This is a genomic window from Nonomuraea sp. NPDC050478 (assembly GCF_044458265.1).
Taxonomy (GTDB): Bacteria; Actinomycetota; Actinomycetes; order Streptosporangiales; family Streptosporangiaceae; genus Nonomuraea; species Nonomuraea ferruginea.
On record NZ_JBITHT010000001.1, the window covers coordinates 1625196 to 1646357 of the forward strand.

The 21162-nt window shown below is 71.0% G+C and carries 22 protein-coding genes; 18 read left to right on the forward strand and 4 right to left on the reverse strand.

Features of this window, described 5'->3' with window-relative positions; translation table 11 throughout:
* Nucleotides 1-103: 103 nt before the first annotated feature.
* The 18 genes from ACIBF7_RS07920 (at nucleotide 104) to ACIBF7_RS08005 (ending at nucleotide 16906) form a co-directional block, all read left to right on the forward strand.
* A complete protein-coding gene (locus tag ACIBF7_RS07920) occupies nucleotides 104-499 on the forward strand; it encodes a hypothetical protein (RefSeq protein ID WP_219544884.1) in 396 nt (131 codons plus the stop codon).
* Nucleotides 500-518: 19 nt separating this feature from the next.
* Complete coding sequence (locus tag ACIBF7_RS07925; protein WP_397196688.1) at nucleotides 519-1406, forward strand: DMT family transporter; 888 nt, start codon at nucleotides 519-521, stop codon at nucleotides 1404-1406.
* A 10-nt stretch (nucleotides 1407-1416) separates the two neighbouring features.
* Entirely contained in the window at nucleotides 1417-2037 is a 621-nt protein-coding gene (locus ACIBF7_RS07930; RefSeq protein WP_271274834.1) for a GntR family transcriptional regulator, read from the forward strand.
* A 63-nt stretch (nucleotides 2038-2100) separates the two neighbouring features.
* Nucleotides 2101-2451, forward strand: a complete 351-nt coding sequence (locus ACIBF7_RS07935) for a hypothetical protein (RefSeq protein ID WP_219544887.1) — start codon at nucleotides 2101-2103, stop codon at nucleotides 2449-2451.
* A 271-nt stretch (nucleotides 2452-2722) separates the two neighbouring features.
* Nucleotides 2723-4177 carry a sugar transferase gene (locus ACIBF7_RS07940; RefSeq protein WP_397196689.1) on the forward strand — a complete coding sequence of 485 codons (1455 nt, stop codon included), beginning with the start codon at nucleotides 2723-2725 and terminating at the stop codon, nucleotides 4175-4177.
* A 2-nt stretch (nucleotides 4178-4179) separates the two neighbouring features.
* Nucleotides 4180-5247: a glucose-1-phosphate thymidylyltransferase gene (locus ACIBF7_RS07945; RefSeq protein WP_148036431.1), complete on the forward strand. Its 1068-nt coding sequence runs from the start codon at nucleotides 4180-4182 to the stop codon at nucleotides 5245-5247.
* Entirely contained in the window at nucleotides 5244-6173 is a 930-nt protein-coding gene (gene rfbB / locus ACIBF7_RS07950; protein ID WP_219544890.1) for a dTDP-glucose 4,6-dehydratase, read from the forward strand. Before ACIBF7_RS07945 ends, rfbB begins: the two co-directional genes overlap by 4 nt.
* The gene (gene rfbD / locus ACIBF7_RS07955) at nucleotides 6170-7042 is read left to right on the forward strand and encodes a dTDP-4-dehydrorhamnose reductase (RefSeq protein WP_397196690.1); all 873 of its coding nucleotides are present in this window, start codon (nucleotides 6170-6172) and stop codon (nucleotides 7040-7042) included. The genes rfbB and rfbD overlap by 4 nt, the downstream gene beginning before the upstream one ends.
* On the forward strand, nucleotides 7039-7620 hold the full coding sequence (locus ACIBF7_RS07960) for a dTDP-4-dehydrorhamnose 3,5-epimerase family protein (protein ID WP_397196691.1): 582 nt from the start codon (nucleotides 7039-7041) through the stop codon (nucleotides 7618-7620). Before rfbD ends, ACIBF7_RS07960 begins: the two co-directional genes overlap by 4 nt.
* A complete protein-coding gene (locus tag ACIBF7_RS07965; protein WP_397196692.1) occupies nucleotides 7617-8819 on the forward strand; it encodes a class I SAM-dependent methyltransferase in 1203 nt (400 codons plus the stop codon). Before ACIBF7_RS07960 ends, ACIBF7_RS07965 begins: the two co-directional genes overlap by 4 nt.
* Nucleotides 8816-9595, forward strand: a complete 780-nt coding sequence (locus ACIBF7_RS07970; protein ID WP_148036436.1) for a glucose-1-phosphate cytidylyltransferase — start codon at nucleotides 8816-8818, stop codon at nucleotides 9593-9595. Before ACIBF7_RS07965 ends, ACIBF7_RS07970 begins: the two co-directional genes overlap by 4 nt.
* Complete coding sequence (locus ACIBF7_RS07975) at nucleotides 9592-10242, forward strand: PIG-L deacetylase family protein (protein ID WP_364234787.1); 651 nt, start codon at nucleotides 9592-9594, stop codon at nucleotides 10240-10242. Before ACIBF7_RS07970 ends, ACIBF7_RS07975 begins: the two co-directional genes overlap by 4 nt.
* Before the next feature lie 5 nt (nucleotides 10243-10247).
* On the forward strand, nucleotides 10248-11267 hold the full coding sequence (locus tag ACIBF7_RS07980) for an NAD-dependent epimerase/dehydratase family protein (protein WP_397196693.1): 1020 nt from the start codon (nucleotides 10248-10250) through the stop codon (nucleotides 11265-11267).
* Nucleotides 11264-12538: a DUF4910 domain-containing protein gene (locus tag ACIBF7_RS07985; protein ID WP_397196694.1), complete on the forward strand. Its 1275-nt coding sequence runs from the start codon at nucleotides 11264-11266 to the stop codon at nucleotides 12536-12538. The genes ACIBF7_RS07980 and ACIBF7_RS07985 overlap by 4 nt, the downstream gene beginning before the upstream one ends.
* Entirely contained in the window at nucleotides 12538-13494 is a 957-nt protein-coding gene (locus tag ACIBF7_RS07990; RefSeq protein ID WP_364234796.1) for a hypothetical protein, read from the forward strand. The genes ACIBF7_RS07985 and ACIBF7_RS07990 overlap by 1 nt, the downstream gene beginning before the upstream one ends.
* Entirely contained in the window at nucleotides 13491-14939 is a 1449-nt protein-coding gene (locus tag ACIBF7_RS07995; RefSeq protein WP_397196695.1) for an oligosaccharide flippase family protein, read from the forward strand. Before ACIBF7_RS07990 ends, ACIBF7_RS07995 begins: the two co-directional genes overlap by 4 nt.
* Nucleotides 14926-15813, forward strand: coding sequence for a glycosyltransferase family 2 protein (locus ACIBF7_RS08000; RefSeq protein WP_219544898.1), 888 nt, complete (start codon nucleotides 14926-14928; stop codon nucleotides 15811-15813). Before ACIBF7_RS07995 ends, ACIBF7_RS08000 begins: the two co-directional genes overlap by 14 nt.
* A gap of 61 nt (nucleotides 15814-15874) precedes the next feature.
* A complete protein-coding gene (locus ACIBF7_RS08005; RefSeq protein WP_397196696.1) occupies nucleotides 15875-16906 on the forward strand; it encodes a hypothetical protein in 1032 nt (343 codons plus the stop codon).
* Here the strand turns inward: ACIBF7_RS08005 and ACIBF7_RS08010 are convergent.
* The 4 genes from ACIBF7_RS08010 to ACIBF7_RS08025 all read right to left on the reverse strand — a co-directional run.
* Nucleotides 16885-17757, reverse strand: a complete 873-nt coding sequence (locus tag ACIBF7_RS08010) for a DUF6492 family protein (RefSeq protein WP_397196697.1) — start codon at nucleotides 17755-17757, stop codon at nucleotides 16885-16887. The genes ACIBF7_RS08005 and ACIBF7_RS08010 overlap by 22 nt on opposite strands.
* Complete coding sequence (locus ACIBF7_RS08015; RefSeq protein ID WP_364234807.1) at nucleotides 17754-18638, reverse strand: DUF6492 family protein; 885 nt, start codon at nucleotides 18636-18638, stop codon at nucleotides 17754-17756. Before ACIBF7_RS08015 ends, ACIBF7_RS08010 begins: the two co-directional genes overlap by 4 nt.
* A 236-nt stretch (nucleotides 18639-18874) precedes the next feature.
* Nucleotides 18875-19342 carry an Imm26 family immunity protein gene (locus tag ACIBF7_RS08020; protein WP_397196698.1) on the reverse strand — a complete coding sequence of 156 codons (468 nt, stop codon included), beginning with the start codon at nucleotides 19340-19342 and terminating at the stop codon, nucleotides 18875-18877.
* Between the two features lie 5 nt (nucleotides 19343-19347).
* On the reverse strand, nucleotides 19348-21162 hold a 1815-nt coding region (locus ACIBF7_RS08025; protein ID WP_397196699.1), incomplete at its 5' end, for a polymorphic toxin-type HINT domain-containing protein.

Consider the following 21162-nt stretch of genomic DNA (forward strand, 5'->3'; position numbering starts at 1 on the left):
TGGGTGCGTCCCCCCTGATCCGTGTCGGCCCCGTGAGGGTTTGGGTGTGTCCACCCCGATCCGGTCGGTCCCGTGGGGGCCTGGGTGGTCATGGGGATGGAGGGTGATCTACGCTGGGCGGGTGGACGGCGAGAGCCTGGCCGCGGCCGCCCTGCTGGCGGCCCTGGGCCGGGCGGCGGGGATCCTGTCCGAGTTACGGCATCCGTTCGTGCGCGGCCGTCCCTTCTCCTATGTGGTGCCGCCCGCCGGCGTGCGCACCGGCGCCGCCTTCATGTTGCCCGACGGGCGCGAGGTGACGTTCGCCGTGCTCGTCGCGGCGTCGGGGAACGGGTTCCGCGTCGAGGGCGGCGTGACCGTGGAGGACGAGGCGCTGGTCGAGTTGCCCGCCAGACATGTCCCCGAGGTGCGGGGGGCGCTGGCGCTGCTGGACGAGTACGCGGCCGAGGTGGGGGAGCGGGCCGGGGCGCTCCTCGATAACCTGTTGGACGAAATTGTATAGTTGTCAGACAATGTCTGGCATGAAGAATGGCCCGCTCTCCGTCGTCGCGGCCGCCGTGCTCTGGGGGACCGCCGGCACCGCGGGCCTGCTCGTCTCGGCCGACTCCGTCGCCCTGGCCGCCGCCCGGCTGGTCATCGGCGGGGCCGCGCTGGCGCTGCTCGCCCGGTCCGGGCTCAGGACGGCGCTCCGCCCGGGGCTGCTGCTGGCCGCCGTGGCCGTGGCCGCCTACCAGCTCTGCTTCTTCGCCGCCGTCGCGCGCACCGGCGTGGCGATCGGCACGGTGGTGGCGATCGGCAGCGGGCCCGTCTTCACCGGGCTGCTCTCCTGGGCGCTGCACCGGCACCGGCCCAGCCCGCGCTGGGCGGCGGCCACCGCCGCGGCCGTGGCCGGATGCGTCGCGCTGATCGTCGGCGGCGGGGCCGAGGCGGGCGGTCAGGTCGTGTCCGGGGTGCTGCTGGCGCTGCTCGGCGGGCTGCTCTACGCGTTCTACGCGGTCAGCGCGGCCGGCGCGATCGGCGCGGGCGCGGAGTCGAACGCGGTCATGGGAGTGCTGTTCGGCGGCGCCGCGGTGATCATGCTGCCGGTCCTGCTCTGGCAGGGCGTGGGCTGGCTCGGGGAGCCCCGCGGCCTGCTCGCCGCCCTCTACCTGGGGGTGGGGACGACCGCGCTGTCCTACTTCCTGTACGGGAGAGGGCTGCGGACCACGCCGGTTGCCACGGCCGCCACGCTGGCGCTGGCCGAGCCGGCCGTGGCGGCGCTGCTCGGCCTGGTGGTGCTGGGCGAGCGGCTGGCCCCGGTCTCGGTGGCGGGGCTGGCCCTGCTGGCGGTCAGCCTGGTGGCGGTGGCCCTGCCGGAGAGGCGGCGGGTGATCGTACGAGAGGGGTCGGAGGCCCCGGCGGGGCGTTAGAGTCGCACCCGTGCGGACCCCGATCAGACCCGTCTCCGCCGTCGGCGCGCTCGTCGACGCGCTGCGCGGCCGTGTGCTGTCCGGCGAGATCGAGCCCGGCACGCCGCTGCCCGAGCAGGAGATCGCCGCCGCCTACGGGGTGGCGCGGCCGACGGTGCGCGAGGCGCTGGCCCGGCTGGTCCACGAGGGGCTGCTCCGGCGGGAGCGCAACCGCAGCGCCTACGTCCCCGAGGTGACGCCGGCCGACCTGGACGACCTGATGTTCGTCCGGCGGCCGCTGGAGGGCCTGATGGCGGACGCGCTGGCCGGGCGGCGGGTGGCCGAGGCCGACGCGGCGCTCGACAGGATGGCCGCGCTCGACCCCGGCGCGCCGTGGTCGGAGTCGGTGGCGGAGCACATGGCGCTGCACGAGGCGCTGATCGAGGCGGTGGGCAGCCCGAGGCTGGTGCGGCTCTACGGCGCGCTGGCGGCCGAGACCCGGCTCGGGCTGGTGCGGCTGCGCCGGGTCTACGAAGACAGGGACGTGCTGGTGCGCGAGCACCGCGAGCTGCTCGACGCCATCGCGACCGGCCCGGCCGACGCCGCCCGCGCGGCCGTGGCGGCGCACCTCTCCCATACCTGGGGTGCCTGAGCAGGCGGCCCGGTACGCGCGAACCCTTGCGGGACAGCCCCCGAACTCGCAAGAATCGCGGCCATGCACGGCAATCCGATGCCGGACTCCTACGTGTACGTCACGGAAGAGGGCGTCACCCGTCACTACGCCGACGGGAGCGTCGAGGCCCTCGCGTGGGAGGACGTGGTGGAGGTCCGTGTGGTCACCGAGACGGACTCCGACGTCCTTTACGTTCTCCTCGACCGCGACGGCGAGGGATGCGTGGTGCCGCGTTCGGCGACGGACGCGACATTTCTCGCCCGGTTACGTTACCTGCCCGATTTCGACCTCGACCGGTTGACGATGGCGAGCGACGCGCAGCACGACGGGGTTGTGGTCGTGTGGCGGAGCCCCGATCCGCCGTCCGCATTGCCGGATCTGGAATACGACTAGCGGTTTTGCCGCGCCGTAATTCCGCAGGAATATGGCCGTAATGCCATGATTTACCACCCTCAAGAGATCACTTGTGGATCGTTCCGTCAAGCCCTGACGGCCGCTGACCTTCGTCCGATTGTGGACATATCGCGATATTCCCCATCACTGGGTTGATCTTTACTCTTTAGTGGGGGCCGCCGCCCTTGATAATCATGGGACTTCCCGGACCCGTGAAAACAGTCAAGGAACATCTGGTGTTACGCGGTGTACGAAGATTCTGGGTGGTGCTATGAGGGTGGGGACTGGGGAGTCCGCTGTCGTGCTCCTCGAAGCCGTACCACGCCATGCGTCGAGCATCTGGACGCGCGCTTACCTGCGGCTCCTGTTATCCGGGGACACCGCGTGCGTGCTGCTGGCGTGTGCGGTCGTGCTCGGCATCCGGTTGCTCAACGGCGTCTACATCCCGGCGGAGGAGTTCCTCCTCGGCGTCGGGCTGGTCGCCGCCTGGCCGGTCGCGCTCGCGCTCGGCGGCGCCTACCGGCAGCGGGCCAACGGGGAAGGCACGGACGAGTTCAAGGCGGTGCTCAACGGCGGCGTCGGGCTGATGGCGGCCGTGGCCATCGGCGCCTACGCCACGCAGACGGTGATCGCGCGCAGCTTCGTGCTGGCCATGCTGCCGCTGGCGCTGATCGCCACGCTCTGCTTCCGCTACCGGATGCGTAAACGCCTGCACCGCAGGAGAGCGGTGGGCGAGTACATGCGCGAGGTCATCGCGGTCGGCCACCGGGAGTCGATCCTCGACCTGGTGATGCAGTTCCGCCGGCAGCCGTACCACGGGATGCGGGTCGTGGGCGCCTGCCTGCCGGCCGAGCGGCAGGACGACGACCTGGACGGGATCCCGATCCTGGGCACGTTCGCGGACGTCGCCGGCGTGGTGACGCGCACCGGGGCGGACGCGGTCGCCGTGCTCGCCTGCCCCGAACTGGACGGGGCGGCGCTGCGCCGGCTGGCGTGGAGCCTGGAGACCTCACGCACCGACCTGTTCGTCGCCCCGGCGCTGCTCGACGTGGCCGGGCCGCGGATCAGCATCCGCCCGGTCGCCGGGATGCCGCTGATGCACGTGGAGCACCCCGAGTTCGACGGGGCGAGACAGTTCGTCAAGAGCGTGTTCGACCGGCTGGTCGCGGTGGCGGCGCTGCTCGTGCTGGCCCTGCCGCTGCTCGCCATCGCGGTGCTGATCCGGGTCACGAGCGCCGGACCGGCGCTCTTCCACCAGACCAGGGTGGGCCGGCGCGGCAAGGAGTTCCGGCTGGTCAAGTTCCGGACCATGGTCACGGACGCGGAGCGGCTCAAGGACGGGCTGGCCGGCGCGAACGAGTTCGACAGCGTGCTGTTCAAGATGCGGAACGATCCAAGGATCACCGGGATCGGCGCTTTCCTGCGCCGCTACTCACTGGACGAGCTGCCGCAGCTGCTCAACGTGGTGCGCGGCGAGATGTCGCTGGTGGGCCCGCGGCCGCCGCTGCGCGAGGAGGTCGCCCAGTACGGCGCCGACGTGCGCCGCCGCCTCGTCGTCAAGCCGGGCATGACCGGGCTCTGGCAGGTCAGCGGCCGCTCCGACCTGACCTGGGAGGAGTCGGTCCGGCTCGATCTGCGGTACGTGGAGAACTGGTCGCTCGTCCTCGACCTGCAGATCCTGTGGAAGACCTGGTCCGTGGTGGCGCGTGGAGAAGGGGCGTACTGACGGTGAAAGCACTCGTGCTCGCCGGGGGGTCGGGCACACGGCTGAGGCCGATCACGCACACCTCGGCCAAGCAGCTCGTGCCGGTCGCGAACAAACCGGTGCTGTTCTACGGACTGGAGGCGATCGCCGCCGCCGGGATCCGCGAGGCGGGGCTCGTGGTGGGCGACACCTGGGCGGAGATCGAGGCGGCCGTCGGCGACGGCTCCGCCTTCGGGCTGGAGGTCACCTACCTGCGCCAGGAGGCGCCGCTCGGGCTGGCGCACGGCGTGCTGATCGCCCGCGACTACCTGGGCGACGACGACTTCGTCATGTACCTGGGTGACAACTTCGTCGTGGGCGGCATCACCGGCCTGGTGGAGCGCTTCGCCAGTGAGCGGCCGGCGGCGCAGATCATGCTCACCCGGGTCGGCGACCCGAGGCAGTTCGGGGTGGCCGAGCTGGACGCGGCCGGCCGGGTCGTCCGCCTGGAGGAGAAACCGGCGTCCCCGAAGAGCGACCTCGCGCTGGTCGGCGTCTACCTGTTCAGCCCGGCCGTGCACGCGGCGGTGGCCGAGCTGAAGCCGTCGTGGCGGGGTGAGCTGGAGATCACCGACGCGATCCAGTGGCTCCTGGAGACCGGGCTGCGGGTGGAGTCGTCGGTGATCACCGGCTACTGGAAGGACACCGGCAACGTCGCCGACATGCTGGAAGTGAACCGGCTCGTGCTGGAGTGGCTCGACGCGGGGACGTACGGCCGGGTCGACGCCGCCAGCGAGCTGATCGGCCGGGTGCGGGTCGAGGCGGGCGCCGTCGTGGAGCGGTCACGGCTGGTCGGCCCGGCGATCGTCGGGGCGGGCGCGGTCGTCCGCGACTCGTACGTGGGCCCGTACACCTCGATCGGGGCGGGCTGCGCGGTGACGCGCAGCGAGGTCGAGTACTCGATCCTGATGCCGAGGGCGTCGATCGACGGGGTGGGCCGGATCGAGCAGTCGCTCATCGGCCACGACGTCGAGGTCACCCGGGCGCCCGACACGCCGAGGGCCCACCGGCTCGTGCTGGGCGATCACAGCAAGGTACAGATCAGTTCATGAAGAGGATCCTGGTGACCGGCGGTGCGGGGTTCATCGGCTCGCACTTCGTCCACGGGCTCGCCGGCGCCGACGTGACGGTGCTGGACAAGCTCACCTACGCGGGCAACCGCGCCAACCTGGACGGCGCCGCGCACACGTTCGTGCACGGCGACGTCTGCGACGCGGGCCTGCTGGCCGAGGTGGTGCCGGGCCACGACCTGGTGGTCAACTTCGCGGCCGAGTCGCACGTCGACCGGTCGATCGACGGCGCGGCCGAGTTCGTCCGCACGAACGTGCTCGGCACGCAGACGCTGCTGCAGGCGTGCCTGGACGCGGGGGTGCCGCGGGTGGTGCAGGTCTCCACCGACGAGGTGTACGGGACGATCGACGAGGGGTCGTGGACGGAGGACGCGCCGCTGCGACCGCGTTCCCCCTACGCGGCGTCGAAGGCGGGCGGCGACCTCATCGCCCGGTCGTACGCGATCACGTACGGGCTGAACGTGTCGATCACCCGGTGCGGCAACAACTACGGTCCGCGCCAGTACCCGGAGAAGGTCATCCCGCTCTTCGTGACGAACCTGATGCGCGGCCGGAAGGTGCCGCTCTACGGCGACGGCGGGAACGTGCGCGACTGGATCCACGTCGAGGACCACTGCGCGGGCATCCGCCTGGTGGCCGAGGTGGGCGAACCGGGCGAGGTCTACCACATCGCGGGCACCGCCGAGCTGACGAACAGGGAGCTGACCGGCCGCCTTCTGGAGGCGTGCGGCAAGGGGTGGGACATGGTGGAACACGTCGAGGACCGCAAGGGACACGACCGGCGGTACTCGCTGGACGACGGGAAGCTGCGCGGGCTCGGCTACCGGCCGCGGATCCCGTTCGAGCAGGGGCTGAAGGAGACCGTCCGCTGGTACGCGGCCAACCGCGACTGGTGGGCCGGCTTATGAGATGGCTGGTCACCGGCGGCCGGGGCATGCTGGCCGCCGACGTGCTGCACCGGATCGCCGTGACGGGGGAGCCGGTGCTCGCGCTCGGCCGCGACGAGCTGGACCTGTGCGACGCCCGCGCGGTGCGCGACTTCGTCGGCGCCTACCGGCCGAGAGTGGTGGTCAACTGCGCCGGCTGGACGGCGGTCGACCTGGCCGAGACGCGCGAGACCGAGGCCATGGAGGTCAACGGCACGGCGGTGCGCACGCTGGCCCGGGTCTGCGAGCGGGCCGGGGCGCGGCTGGTGCACCTGTCGACGGACTACGTCTTCGACGGCACGGCCGCCGGGCCGTACCCGGAGGACGCGGAGCCCTCGCCGGTCAACGCCTACGGCCGGACGAAGCTGGCGGGTGAGCGGGCGGCGCTGGAGCACGGGCAGTACGTGGTCCGCACGGCCTGGCTCTACGGCGCGGGCGGGCCGAACTTCGTCCGCACGATGACGCGGCTGGCGGCCACCCGCCCCCTTGTGGACGTCGTGGACGACCAGCGCGGCCAGCCCACCTGGTCCGCCGACCTGGCCGACCACCTGGTCCGGCTGGCCCAGTCGGACCTGCCGCCGGGGGTCTACCACGCGGTCAGCGCCGGCGAGACCACCTGGTACGGGCTGGCCAGGGAGGTGTTCGCCCTGCTGGGCGAGGACCCGGACCGGGTCCGGCCGGTGCCTTCGACGGCCTTCCCCCGCCCGGCCCGGCGCCCCGCCACCAGCCTGCTCGCCGTCACGAGAGGCGAACCGATCCGGCACTGGCGCGACGCCCTGCACGCCGCCTGGCCGGTGCTGACCGGGAGGGCGCCGCACGCCGGGCAGGCGGTCGGGAAGGTGGGCTGGTGAAGCCTCTCGGCATCGACGGCGCCTGGCTGCACACTCCGGTCGTGCATCACGACACCCGGGGCGCGTTCGCGGAGGCCCTGCGCGCGGATCTGCTGCCCCGGGCGTTCGAGCTCGCCCAGGTCAACTGTTCCGTCTCGCGGCGGGGGGTGCTGCGGGGGCTGCACTTCGCGGACGTGCCGCCGGGGCAGGCGAAGTACGTGATGTGCGTGTCCGGGGCGATCCTGGACGTGGTGGTGGACCTGCGCGCGAGCTCGCCCACGTTCGGCCGGTGGGAGGCGGCGGTGCTGGACGACGAGGAGCGCACCGCGACGCTGATCGCGGAAGGGCTCGGCCACGGGTTCATCACGCTGAGCGACCGGGCGACCGTCGTCTACCTGTGCACGGCTCCGTACACCCCGGCCAGGGAGCACGGCGTGCACCCGCTCGACCCGGACCTCGGCATCGCCTGGCCCGCCGAGCTGGAGCCGGTGCTGTCGGAGAAGGACGCGGCGGCGCCCTCGCTGAAGGAGGCGCTCGACGCCGGGCTGCTGCCCTCGTACGAGCGGTGCCGGGAGTTCTACAAGGGAGCGATGGCATGACGACCTGCCGCCTCTGCGGGGCCGGCGACCTGGCCTCGGTGGTGGACCTGGGGGCCACCCCGCCGTGCGAGCGGATTCTCACCGCCGCGCAGCTCGACGAGCCCGAGGTCACCTACCCGCTGCACCTGCGGGTGTGCACCGCGTGCTGGCTGGCGCAGCTGCCGCCGCTGATCACGCCGGAGGAGACGTTCACCGACTACGCCTACTTCTCCTCCTACTCGACGTCGTGGGTGGAGCACGCGCGCGCGTTCGTGACCGGGCTGCCGCTGCGGCCGGGCGCGTTCGTGGTGGAGGTGGCCAGCAACGACGGCTACCTGCTGCGGCACGTGGTCGAGCGGGGCGTGCGCTGCCTGGGCATCGAGCCGTCGGTGAACGTGGGCGAGGCCGCCCGCCGGGCCGGCGTGCCCACGGTGACCGCGTTCCTCACCCCCGAGACGGCCAGGGCGGTCGTGCGGGAGCACGGCAGGGCCGACCACGTGGTGGCGAACAACGTGTACGCGCACATCCCCGACGTGGTCGGCTTCACCGAAGGGCTGCGCACGCTCGTCGCCGACGACGGGTGGGTGTCGATCGAGGTGCAGCACCTGCTCACGCTGATCGAGCGCAACCAGTACGACACGATCTACCACGAGCACTTCCAGTACTACACGGTCGCCTCGGCCCAGCGGGCATTGGCGAGCGGCGGGCTGACGCTGGTGGACGTCGAGCTGCTGCCCACCCACGGCGGCTCGATCCGGCTCTGGGCGCGGCCGGAGGGCACGCCGGGGCAGCGGGTGCGCGACGCGCTGGCCCTGGAGAAGGCCGCCGGGCTGCACGACCTGTCCGGCTACCTGGGCTTCGCGGCCCGGGTCGCCAAGGTCCGGCGCGACCTGCTGGGCTTCCTCGTCGGCGCGGCCGAGGCCGGCAGGACCGTGGTCGGCTACGGGGCGCCCGGCAAGGGCAACACGCTGCTCAACCACTGCGGTGTCCGGCCCGACCTGCTCGCCTACACGGTGGATCGCAACCCGTACAAGCACGGCAAGTTCACCCCCGGCGCGCGCATCCCGGTCTTCGAGCCCGGCAGGATCGCCGCCGACCGGCCCGACTACGTGCTCGTCCTGCCCTGGAACCTGCGGGACGAGCTGGTCGGGCAGCTCTCCTATGTCCACGACTGGGGCGGCCGGCTGGTCTTCCCCATCCCCGAGTTGGAGGTCGTGTGAAGGTCGTCCTCTTCTGCGGCGGGTACGGCACGCGGATGCGCACCGGCGCACCCGGGGACGCGCCCAAGCCCATGCAGCTCGTCGGCCCGAGACCGCTGATCTGGCACGTGATGCGCTACTACGCGCACTGGGGGCACAAGGAGTTCGTGCTCTGCCTCGGCTACGGGGCCCACCAGATCAAGGACTTCTTCCTCCATTACGAGGAGACCGCGTCCAACGACTTCGTGCTCCGGCAGGGCCGGGTCGAGCTGCTGGCCAACGACATCTCCGACTGGACGATCTCGTTCGTGCACACCGGCGTCGAGTCGTCCATCGGCGAGCGGCTGCGCCGGGTCCGCGAGCATCTCGGCGGGGACGAGATGTTCCTGGCCAACTACGCCGACGTGCTGAGCGACGCGCCGCTGCCCGACATGATCGACCGGTTCGCCCGGTCGGACGCGGGCGCCTCGCTGATGGTGGTGCCGCCGCCCGGCACCTTCCACTGCGTGGAGGTCGAGGAGGGCGGCCTGGTCGGGCAGATCACCGCCGTCACCGAGATGCCGTTATGGGTGAACGGCGGCTACTTCGTCCTGCGCCAGGAGATCTTCGACCACATCCCGGAGGGCGGTGACCTGCTCGTCGACGGCTGCCGGGAGCTGGCCAAGCGCGGCCGGCTGCTCGCGTACCCGTACCGCGGCTACTGGCGGCCCACCGACACCGTCAACCAGCGCGTCGAGCTGGACCGCGCCTACGCCCGCGGCGACCGGCCGTGGGCCGTCTGGGAGCCCGCCGCATGATCGACCTGGTGCCCGGCGAGCTGCGCCGGATCGCCGTACTCGGCGCGCACTGCGACGACGTCGCCATCGGCGCCGGCGGCACGCTGCTCACGCTCTGCGCCGCCCGTCCGGGGATCCGGGTGGAGGCGCTGGTGCTGTCGGGCGGCGGCACCCAGCGCGAGAGCGAGGAACGCGACGCGCTCGCGGCCTTCTGCCCCGGCGCCGACCTGCGCGTGACGGTCGGCAAGATGCCCGACGGGCGGCTGCCCGCGCACTGGGACGAGGCCAAGCGGGCGGTGGAGGACCTGCGCGTCAGGATCTCGCCCGACCTGATCCTCGCGCCGCACCCCGGCGACGCCCACCAGGACCACCGGGGGCTGGCGGAGCTGGTGACCACCGCGTTCCGCGACCACCTGGTGCTCGGGTACGAGATCGTCAAGTGGGACGGCGACCTCGGCCGCCCGAACGCCTACCAGCCGCTCATGCCGGCGGTCGCCGAGGCCAAGGTCGCCCTGCTGTGGGAGCACTACCCGTCGCAGCGCCGCCGCTCCTGGTTCGACAGGGAGGCGTTCACCGGGCTGGCCAGGATCCGCGGGATCGAATGCCAGACGCGCTACGCCGAGGCCTTCTACCTGCGCAAACTCACTCTCGACCTCGCTGGAGGCTGATCCGCATGCGCGTTCTGCTCACCGGGCACCTGGGATACCTGGGCACCGTGATGGCGCCGGTGCTCGCCGCCGCCGGCCACGAGGTGACCGGGCTCGACTCCGGGCTGTTCGCCGACTGCGTGCTGGGCCCGGATCCCGCGGATCCGCCGGGCCACCGGACGGACCTGCGCGACGTGCCCGCCGGGCTGCTCGACGGCTTCGACGCGGTGGTCCACCTGGCGGCGCTGTCGAACGACCCGCTGGGCGCGCTGGCCCCCGAGCTGACCTACGCCATCAACCACACGGCCTCCGTCCGGCTGGCCAGGCTGGCGCGGGACGCGGGCGTGCGCCGCTTCCTGTACGCCTCCACCTGCTCGGTGTACGGGGCCTCGGGCGGGGACGAGCTGCTGGGCGAGGACGCGCCGCTGCGGCCGGTCACCCCGTACGCGGAGTCGAAGGTGCGGGTGGAGGACGACCTGGCGGCGCTGGCCGACGACGACTTCTCGCCGGTCTACCTGCGCAACGCCACCGCGTTCGGGTTCTCGCCCCGGCTGCGGGCCGACATCGTGCTGAACAACCTGGTCGCGCACGCCCACCTGACCGGCACCGTGCGGGTCCTGTCGGACGGCACGCCGTGGCGGCCGCTGGTGCACGCGGCCGACATCGCCGAGGCGTTCGCCGCCGCGCTGGCCGCGCCGCGCGAGGCGGTGCACGACCGGGCGTTCAACGTCGGCTGGGAGCAGAACAACCTGACCGTCGCCGAGATCGCCGAGCACGTGGTGGAGGCGGTGCCCGGCGCTGAGCTGCTCATCACCGGTGAGAGCGGGGCCGACCCGCGCTCGTACCGGGTGGACTTCTCCCGCATCAGGGCCGCGCTGCCCGGCTTCCACGCCCGGTGGACGGTCAAGGCGGGGGCGGTCGAGCTGGCCGACGCCTACCGCGAGCACGGGCTGACCGCGCACGGCTTCGAACGGCGCTTCACCCGGCTGGCCAGGCTCGCCGACCGCCGCGCCGACGGCACCGTCACCCCGGAGCTGCGCGCGTGACCGGTGAGGAGATGCACGCCCTGGTCGAGCGGCTCTACCCGGTCTGCCGCTCCATCACCGGCGACGGCGTGCGCCGCACGCTGGAGATCGTCGGCGAGCACCTGCCGCTCGACGTGCACGAGGTGCCCACCGGGACGCAGGTGCTCGACTGGACGGTGCCCAAGGAGTGGAACATCCGCGACGCGTACGTCAAGGATCCCTCCGGGGCCAGGGTCATCGACTTCCGGCGGCTCAACCTGCACGTGGTGGGCTACAGCGTGCCGGTGCGCGGCACGTACACGCTGGAGGAGCTGCGGCCGCGGCTGCACACGCTGCCCGACCAGCCGGACCTGGTGCCGTACCGGACCAGCTACTACAGCGAGACGTGGGGGTTCTGCCTCAGTCAGCGGACGCTCGACGGGCTCGGCGAGGGGCCGTACGAGGTGCTGATCGACGCCACGCTGGCCGACGGGCACCTCACCTACGGCGAGCACGTCGTGCGCGGCACCAGCGACGAGGAGGTGCTGATCTCCTGCCACGTGTGCCACCCGTCGCTGGCCAACGACAACCTGGCCGGGATCGCCGTCGCCGTCGCGCTCGCCGCCCGGCTGGAGGCACAGCGGCCGTCACAGCGGCTGACGTACCGGTTCGTGTTCGCGCCCGGCACGATCGGCGCGATCACCTGGCTGGCGCGCAACCGCGACCGGCTCGGCCGGATCGGGGCCGGGCTGACGCTCGCCTGCGCAGGCGACCCCGGCCCGCTCACCTACAAGCGCAGCAGGCGCGGCGACGCGGGCGTGGACCGCGCGCTGGCGCACGTGCTCGCCGGCCGGCCGCACACGATCCTCGACTTCTCCCCGTACGGGTACGACGAGCGTCAGTACTGCTCGCCCGGCTTCGACCTGCCGGTCGGCAGCCTCACCAGAACCCCGTACGCGGGCTACCCCGAGTACCACACCTCCGGCGACCACCCGGGCTTCGTCACCGCCGAAGCCATGGCCGACACGCTGGAGACGCTCTGGGAGGCGGTGCGCGTGCTCGAACGCGACGGCCGCTACCGGAACCTCAGCCCGTACGGCGAGCCGCAGCTCGGCAGACGCGGCCTGTACGGGTCGATCGGCGGGCGCAGTGACACGCGAGAGGCGCAGCTGGCGATGTTATGGGTGCTGAACCAGTCCGACGGCGGCCACAGCCTGCTGGACGTCGCGGACCGGTCGGGCTTGCCCTTCGACATGGTCGCCGACGCCGCCGCCGCGCTCGAAGGCGCCGGGCTGCTCAAACGGGAGGACTGATGGAGCTGCGTGTGGGCGACCTCGTCGAGGTCCGCGGCCGGGAGGAGATCCTGGCCACGCTGGACGAGCGGGGCGAGCTGGAGAACCTGCCGTTCATGCCGGAGATGCTGCGCTACTGCGGGCGGCGGCTGACCGTGCACAAGGTGGCGCACAAGCTCTGCGACACGATCAGCCGCAGCGGCATGCGCAAGATGGAGCGCGCCGTCCACCTCACCGGCGCCCGCTGCGACGGGGCCGCGCACGGCGGCTGCCAGACCGCCTGCTCCCTCTACTGGAAGGAAGCCTGGCTCAGGAAGGTCGAGCCGGGCGATCCGCCGCGGCCCGCCGCGTCGTCGCCGAGGCTGCTGCCGCTGCTCCAGGTCAACACCCGCAAGGGCGCGGACGCGTACTCCTGCCAGGCCACCGAGCTGCTCAGGGCCGCGCCCACCTGCCTGCCGTTCCGCGACCTCGGCCAGTACGTCACCGACGTGCGCAGCGGGAACGCCGGGGCGCCCGCGGTGGCGCGGGCGTTCCTGGTCGGGCTGTTCAACCGGTTCCAGGAGGCGAGCAAGAAGATCCTGCCGCGCCGGCTGTGGATCAGGCGAGGGCTGCGCTGGGGGTTCGTCGAAGGGCGGGCCGGCCGGACCACGCCCACCGGCAAGCTCGACCTCCAGCCGGGGGAGCTGGTCAGGATCAGGCCCAAGGACGACATCCTCGCCACGCTCGACGACGGCCTGCTCAACCGCGGGCTCGGCTTCGAGGAGGAGATGGCACGCCACTGCGGCCGCACCGCCAGGGTGCGCGCCAGGGTGGAGCGCTGCCTGGACGAGAAGACCGGGCGGATGCTGCACATGAAGAACCCCTGCATCATCCTCGACGACCTCGTCTGCGAAGGGGTCTACAACGCGAACTGCCCGCGCGAGTTCGTCCCGTTCTGGCGGGAGATCTGGCTGGAGAGGGTCGAGGACGGTACGTGAGCGACGTCGGCGAGGTCGGCCGCAAGGCGGGCCGCGGCCTGCGCTGGAGCCTGCTCGGCAACGTGGTGATGAAGGCCGGCTCGTTCGCGATGAGCCTGGTCCTGGCCCGGCTGCTGACGAACGACGACTTCGGCGTGTTCGCCATCGCGCTGGCGGCCAGCCAGTTCGTCATCCACGTCAACGACGCCGGGGTCATCGCCGCCACCGTGCAGTGGCGCGGCAGGCTGGAGGAGATCGCGCCGACCGCGACCGTCGTCGCCATCGCCTCCAGCCTCACCCTGTACGGGCTGTTCTGGGTGATCGCGCCCTTCTACGCGAGCTTCGCCGGCAACGAGGACGCCACCTGGGTGATCCGCATCCTCATGGCCACCAACGTCGTCTACGGGCTGACGGCGGTGCGCAGCGCCGCCCTGATGCGCCGCTTCGAGCAGGACAAGCTGGCCTGGGCCAACCTGGCCGGGTTCGGCGCCAACGCGGCCGTCTCCATCACCCTGGCCGCGGACGGCGCCGGGGCCTACAGCTTCGCCTGGGGGCAGCTCAGCGGGGCCGCGCTCACCGGCGTGCTGGTGCTGGTGCTCGCCCGGGTGCGGATCGCGTTCGGCTTCGACCGGGTGCTGGCCGCACGGCTGCTCCGCTTCGGGCTGCCGCTCTGCGTCGGGCTCGGCATCGAAGGGCTGCTGCTCAACGTCGACGTGGTGATCGTCGGCGACACCCTCGGCACCGCCCAGCTCGGCTTCTACCTGCTCGCCTACAACATCGCGGCCTGGGTGCCGGGGATCATCGGCACCGCCCTGCGCTACGTGGCGCTGCCCAGCTTCTCGCGGCTGGCCGAGGAAGGGCCGGCCGCGATCCGGGAGGGGGTGCGGCGGGCGGTCCCGCTGCTGGGCTGCCTCGTGCTGCCGATCGCGGCGGTCATGTGCGTGCTCGCACCCGCGCTGGTGGAGTTCCTGTACGAGCCGCGCTGGCTGCCCTCGGCCCAGGTGCTGCGGTTCCTGGCGATCGTGATGGCCGTGCGGATGCTCAGTCTGCTGATCACCGACATCCTGGCCGGGCTGGGCATCACCAGGGCGACCCTGTGGGTGAACGTGTGCTGGGCGCTCGCGCTGGTGCCCGCCCTGCTCGTCGGCGCTCGTACGGGCGGCATCCAGGGGGCCGCGACGGCGCACGCGGTGGTCGCGGTGGTGCTGGCGCTGCCGCTGCTGGCGCTCGCGCTGCGCCGGGCCGGGGTGCCCGTCGGGCTGTTCGCCGCCGGGCTGGCCAGGCCGCTGCTCGCCGCCGTCCTCGCCGGGGTGGCCATGGCCGGGCTCGCCACCGTGGTCGACGGGGCGTTCCTGGAGCTGTGCGTCGCCGGCGGGGCCGGGCTGCTGCTGTTCGTGCTCGTCGCGGTGCCGCGCGCCGCGCTCCTGCATCTCGTACGCGGAGGGAGGGCCCATGTCGGCCGCTGATCTGGTCTCGATCGCGCTGCCGGTGCGCAACGGCGCCGACCGGCTGGAGGGGGTGATCGGGTCGGTGCTCGCCCAGGACCACCAGAACCTGGAGCTGGTCATCTCCGACAACGCCTCCACCGACGGCACGGAGGAGCTCTGCCGCGACCTGGCCGCCTCCGACCCCCGGATCGTCTACCACCGGCATCCGGAGAACGTCGGCCTGCTCAACAACTTCGTGCACGCCGCCCGCGTCTCGCGCGGCGCGTACGTGCGCTGGATCGGCGACGACGATCGGCTGGACCCGCCCTGCGTCTCCCGGGGGCTGGCCGCGTTCGCCGCGGACGAGCGGGTCGTGCTGGTCACCACCCAGGTCGCCTACACCGGCCCCGACGGCGTGCCGCGCACCGCCGCCTACGACGGCACCGCGCTGTCCTCCGGCGACCCGGTGACCCGCTTCGCCGAGCTGCTCAGGCTGCTGAACGAGAGCCACCTGCTGATCGACCCGCTGTACGGGATGCTGCGCCGCTCGGTGGCCACCGGCATCCCGCGCCGCAACATGCTGCGCGAGGACGAGGTGTTCGCCGCCAAACTGGCGCTCGCCGGGCCGTGGGCGCACGTGCCCGAGGTGCTGGCGCACCGCAACTGGCGGGTGGAGCGCATCTCGGGCGTGGCCAGGCGGCTCGGCGTGCCCGCCTGGCAGTCGCACCTGGCCAACACGCTGCAGTGTCGGGAGCTGCTGTCCTGGCTGGGCCGGGCGGGCCTCACCGAGGACCAGCGGCGGCGGGCGCGCGTGGAGGTGCTCAGGATGTACGCGCGACGGCAGCGGCGGACGGTGACGCACCGTGGTCGACGAGTTGGCCGCAAGCTGCTCTCCCTCGCCCGCCTGGTGTAACACGCCGAATGAACCGTGCGATTTCCTCTTTGTACCGTTATATGCGACGGGGGCGGATGTAGTGGGCTTTTGGAAGACCGTTGTCGGCCTGGCCCTGAGGAAGTCCGTCGGGCCCCCGGTCGTGGTGGCGGCCGTCCTGCTTGCCCTGGCCGGCTGGCTCCTGGTCCCGGACCGGTACGTGTCGACCGCGTCCATGGTGCTCACCGTGCCCGCCAGCGGCGGCACGCTGGAGACCCTGCCCGAGTCCAAGCCGGGGCTGACCAACCCGCTGCTGCAGTTCAACGACGCGCTCCGGACCACGGCCGGCATCCTCATCCTGGCCACCAACGCGCCCGAGGTCGCGGCCTCACTCGGGGTCGCCGAGGACGGGCCGACCTCCCTCACGATCAACGACGGGCGCACCAACCCCGACCTGCTGGGCATCAGCACCAACGGGCCGTTCGTGTACGTCGAGGTGGAGAGCACCTCGCCGCGGGTGGTCAGGGAGGTCATGGCCAAGGCGCAGCAGCGGGTCAAGCTGGAGCTGGCCGAGCGGCAGGTGGCCCTGGACGCGCCGATCAGCACGCACATCGGCATCCTCGACGTCATGCCCGCCTCCGTGCCCAAGCCCATCGTCCAGGGCCGCCTGATGGCCGCCGCCGGCGGCGCCTTCGCCGGCGTCACGCTCGGCCTGGCCCTGGCCTTCGCGATCACCCGGCTCGGCGTCCCCTCCCGCCTCCGCCTGCCGGCCCCCGAGAAGGGTGTCGCCTCTCCCGAGGGTGCCGGGATCGCGGCGGTGGGTGTCGCCTCTCCTGCGGGCTCCGCGGCCCCCGGAAGCGGTCACTCCGCCGGCGACGGAATCGGGGCGGGGGCCGAAGCGCCGCCGCGCCGCAACGGAACGCCCCTTGAACGGACCACGCTCCCGGCCTTCCCCCTTACGGTGGAAGAGCTGAGCTCCGGAGGCGACCCCCTCCCGGCCAAAGCTTCCGGCAAGGCCGAGGCTTCCGGCGAGGCCGAGGACGTCGGCGACACCCAGCAGTTCCGGGTCGTCGGCGGGGACACCGGGCCGATCGAGGTGGTGACCCGCGAGGGTCAGCCCGACTCCACCACCTGAGCGCACCGCCGGATCGCCGCCAGCCTGGACTCCATGGGCGTGTTCGACTTGGCCGAGAGCATCATCCCCACCGCCTCCGGCCCCAGCCGGTCGGCGAAGGCCACCGCCGTCGCCTCGTCCCACGGCTCGTGGTGGTAACTCAGATGGCAGATCGAGGTGTTCACCGGCGGCGCCGCCTTCAGCACCTCGTCCACGAAGACCCCGTACAGGATGAACTCGGAGACGTGCAGCTGCGCGTTGAAGGCGTCCAGCCAGTCCCGTCCCGTCACCTCGGTGATGCGCCGCTGCATGGCGCGCACGATCTGCGGGTCCCAGAACGTCAGCGCGGTCACGTAGTCGGGCAGCGGGGGCGGCGGCGGTGGCGGCAGCCCGAGCAGCTCGCGCGCGACGTGGTGCCAGAGCACGTGCCGCTCCATCGAGGCGGTGACGCCTTCTTCGAGGCGGTACAGGCACAGCCGGCCGTCCCGGGTGAACGACGTCGCGTCGGTCGGCCGTACCAGCACCGCGTCGGAGTCGACGATGAGCATGGCGTCGGCGTCGATCAGCCCGGCGGCGGCGATCTTGACGGTCTGCTGCATGACCCAGCCGCGCAGCGGCGGCCACGGGCGGCGGGAGTTGACGTACACGTCCGTGCCGGGCACTCGCAGGTAGCGGCGGGGCAGCAGTTCGGAGCGGACCCACACGTGGCAGCGCGGCCCCTGGTACGGGGCGAACAGTTCCTTGTCGCCGGGCGGCACGAACACGTGGTGGATGGTGTCCTCGGAGGTGTGCTCCAGCACCGACCGGTGCAGGAGGGCGAACAGTTCGGCGTCTTGGGCGTAGGACGGCGTGATGACCGCCAGCTTGCTCAAGGGGGGCTCCCATCGAGTCCGGTGACCTGGGCGCAGCGCTGGATGGCGGCCAGACGCGCCGCCACGGGGGTCCGCGACTTGGCGGAGATCATCATGCCGATCGCCCGGGGTCCCAGCCGTTCGGCGAAGGCCACGGCGCCGGCGTGGTCGAGCGGGGTGCGGTCCCACCGGCTGTGGCACATCGCGGTGTCGCCGGGCGGCGACGTCTTCAGCACCTCGTCGACGAAGACCCCGTACACGATGAACTCCGACACCCGCAGGTGGGCCGTGAAGGCGCCCAGCCAGTCGCGGCCGGTGGCCTCCTCGATCCGCGCGATCATGGCGCGCACCACGGCCGGGTCCCAGCAGGCCAGCGAGCTGACGTAGTCGGGCAGCGGCGGGGCGGCGGTGCCGGGCAGGCCGAGCAGGTCACGGGCGGCGCGGTGCCAGGTGACGTGCTCGGGCATGCCGTCGTGCACCGCGCCGTCGGCCCGGTACAGGACGGTCTGGCCGTCGCGGACGAAGTGCTCGGGCCCGGCGTCGCGGACCAGGACCACGTCGGAGTCGGCCACCAGCACCACCCGCGCGTCCAGCCGGGCCGTCACGGCGATCTTCGCCGCCTGCTGGACGACCCAGCCGCGCAGCGGCGGCCACGGCCGCGCCGGGTCGATCCAGAGCGCGGTGCCGGGCAGGTGGGTGATGCGGCGGGGGAGGATCTCGGGGTACGTCCACACCCGGCAGCGCGGCCCCGCGTACCCGGCGAACAGGGCACGGTCCGAGGCGGGCACGACCACGTGGTGGACGGTATCGCCGGAGGTGTGCTCCAGGACCGAGCGGTGCAGGTGGGCGAAGAGGTCGGCGTCGGGCCGGTAGGTGGGCGTGACGACGGCCAAATCGCTCATGAAGACCTCTCCAGTCCCCCGTGAAACGCCCTTATATCCATATCGCGGGCATTGGGGTGGTGTTACAGGGCCCGTGGAACCGCCGCCTGCCCGAGCGTCTCGGGCAGGCCGCCTGCGACCGACCCGCGGCGAAAAGGACGATCGGTCGAAAAACTCCACCAGCTGAATCCGGTCAGAAGGGACGGCCATCCCGTGAGTCATCGAGGCCAGGATGAACGGATGAACGTTTACGGGAATCAGGCCATGGAGCCAGGCTGAGGCGCAAGAAGTTTAGTCAATGTAATCTCTACATAGCCAGCACCCTCTAGCCCATCTACCGGCAAATGTGCGCAGCCGCCAGGGATGCGTTCCGCTCGTACCTCCTCCAATGTAGATTCGTCATAGGTTACACAAAGCTTCCCGTCTCGGCAAAACCGAGGCACGGGCCAGCTTTGTCTATTCCAATTGGATAGACGGCCCAACACTTTCCATTTCTCCTGGATTAGGCCAAGGTCGCCGAAAAGGCATATCTTTAGTGCAACCTCCGAATTGAACCCTCCTTCTTCGACTGAATTGGGAATACAGTTCAGACGAGGTCCAAAAAAGTAGCCCAAGGTAATCCCTGAACGGCCCACTCGGGCGACGACGCCGAGAGCAAATCCACTGCCACGTAGTGGGACTGCGAATATATCGCCCTCGCCATACGGCTTTCGCTTGGATGTCATACTAACTAATCGAGCCCTTCGAGGTAATCTCTCGCCGCATCCATATAACTATCTCTCTTCTTATTCCTCGGGTCAATGGGCGCCGTTCTCCGAACACCCGACATCGTGGGACGCCCGTTTTGCTCCCAGATAACTTGCTCCAGCCCTCGCTGCTCGGCATATGTATCCGTCCGATATTCAACTTGGAATTTGTAATCAGATGTCTCCTCCTTACGTGCATGCTCTCTCCTTCGACGGTCAAGATCATTTGTTCTACCGGTCCGGACTACCTTACCGGTATCATCACGAAGCGTGTACACGCCTCCCTTGAAGCACGGGGTCGCATTGTGAACGAGGGCGTCTTGGTCGCCGACCGCTACGTGGTAGGTGTGAAAACCCGCAACCGATAGATTGAAGACACGCTGGTCGCTGCCCGACCATGAAGCGGTCGCCGAGAGTTGGACACGCGTCCCCGCCGATGTCCGCAGCCACATACCCTTCTGCAGATTGCCTGCTTCAATCCATTCATCCAGCTCCGGAACCCAGAACGGATGAGTTGCCGTTGCGGTCACTGTCCGAGAGAGTTCGCCATCATGATCGCCGGTCATCGCCGTAATCGTAATAAGGTTTTTGGCGCCCTTGCTTGCGATAGTCGATAGGACTGACTTGGCTGCGGTTCTGCCGGTCTTGGGGTCTGTGGCTATGATCGTGTCGCCGGCTCTGATGTCCTCGATGGGTTTGGTGGTGCCGTCGGCCATGAGGACTCGCGTGCCGGGTACGAAGCTGCTGCACGATTCACTGTCGATCGATCTACGGGTCTTGCCGCCGATGCGGTTCTTCACGGTCTGCCGCATGGACGGATATCTGGAGCTGACCATGCCGTTCTCGTCGGAAATCCCCGGGTTCTGCAGCATCCAGCGATATGCTTCGATGTCCTCTTTTGCAATGCCCGCTTCACGGCTGAGGTAGCGAGAACGCTCGGCTTCGCGCTTCTTCCAGGCGGCGATGTCCTTGCGCTGCTTCTCGTTCGCCTTGATCCGTTGCCGATGGATTTTGCGTTCACGCGCGGTCTTCTTCTTGCCGCTGGCGTGATGGGTTTTGGCGAGGTTCTGGTTGGCGTTGGGCCGGTTCTTGCTGCGGGAGTAGCCGTAGCTCTTATCTGAGCTGCCACCGCCGGCGTCCACCCGACGCCCGTCGGGGTCGGATTGGTCGATGGGGTTGTTGGCGGCGTAGGAGTACGCGTTGGCCCACTCAGGGGTGCGGAGGTCAAGTTCGGGATCGGTGGAGATGAACTTGGCGATCGTCGGGTCGTAGTAGCGGGCGCCCAGGTAGGTGAGGTCGGTGGAGGCGTCTTCGGTCTTGCCGAGGAAGCCGCGGTCGGTGAACGGCAGGTCGTCGGTGCCGCGGCGCTGGCCGAAGGGCAGGTAGCGTTCGCGGCTGACGTTGCCGGTGGTGGCGTTGACGGCCAGTTGGGTGCTGCCGTGCAGCCCGGCCAGCAGCCAGGTGACTCCACCTGGTTCGCGCATGGCCACGAGGGAACCGTCGCTGCTGGCGTAGTACCGCTTGCCGGTGACCTGACCGGCGGACAGACGCAGTTCGACGGCGCCGAGGTAAAGAGTGGTGCTGCCGTCCGGGTCGTGGCGGATCAGCCTTTCGCCCGCGGCGTCATACACCATGGCGGTGTCCGCGCCCTGGATGGTGGCCTGGTCGAGCTGGCCGAGCGGGTTCCAGGTGAAGGTGGCTTGCTTGTTGTCGACGGTGCGGGCGGCGAGTTGGCCGGCGTCGTCGTAGGCGTAGGTGTCGGTGCGGCCGGGGTAGGTGATGGCGGTGACCGCGTTGGG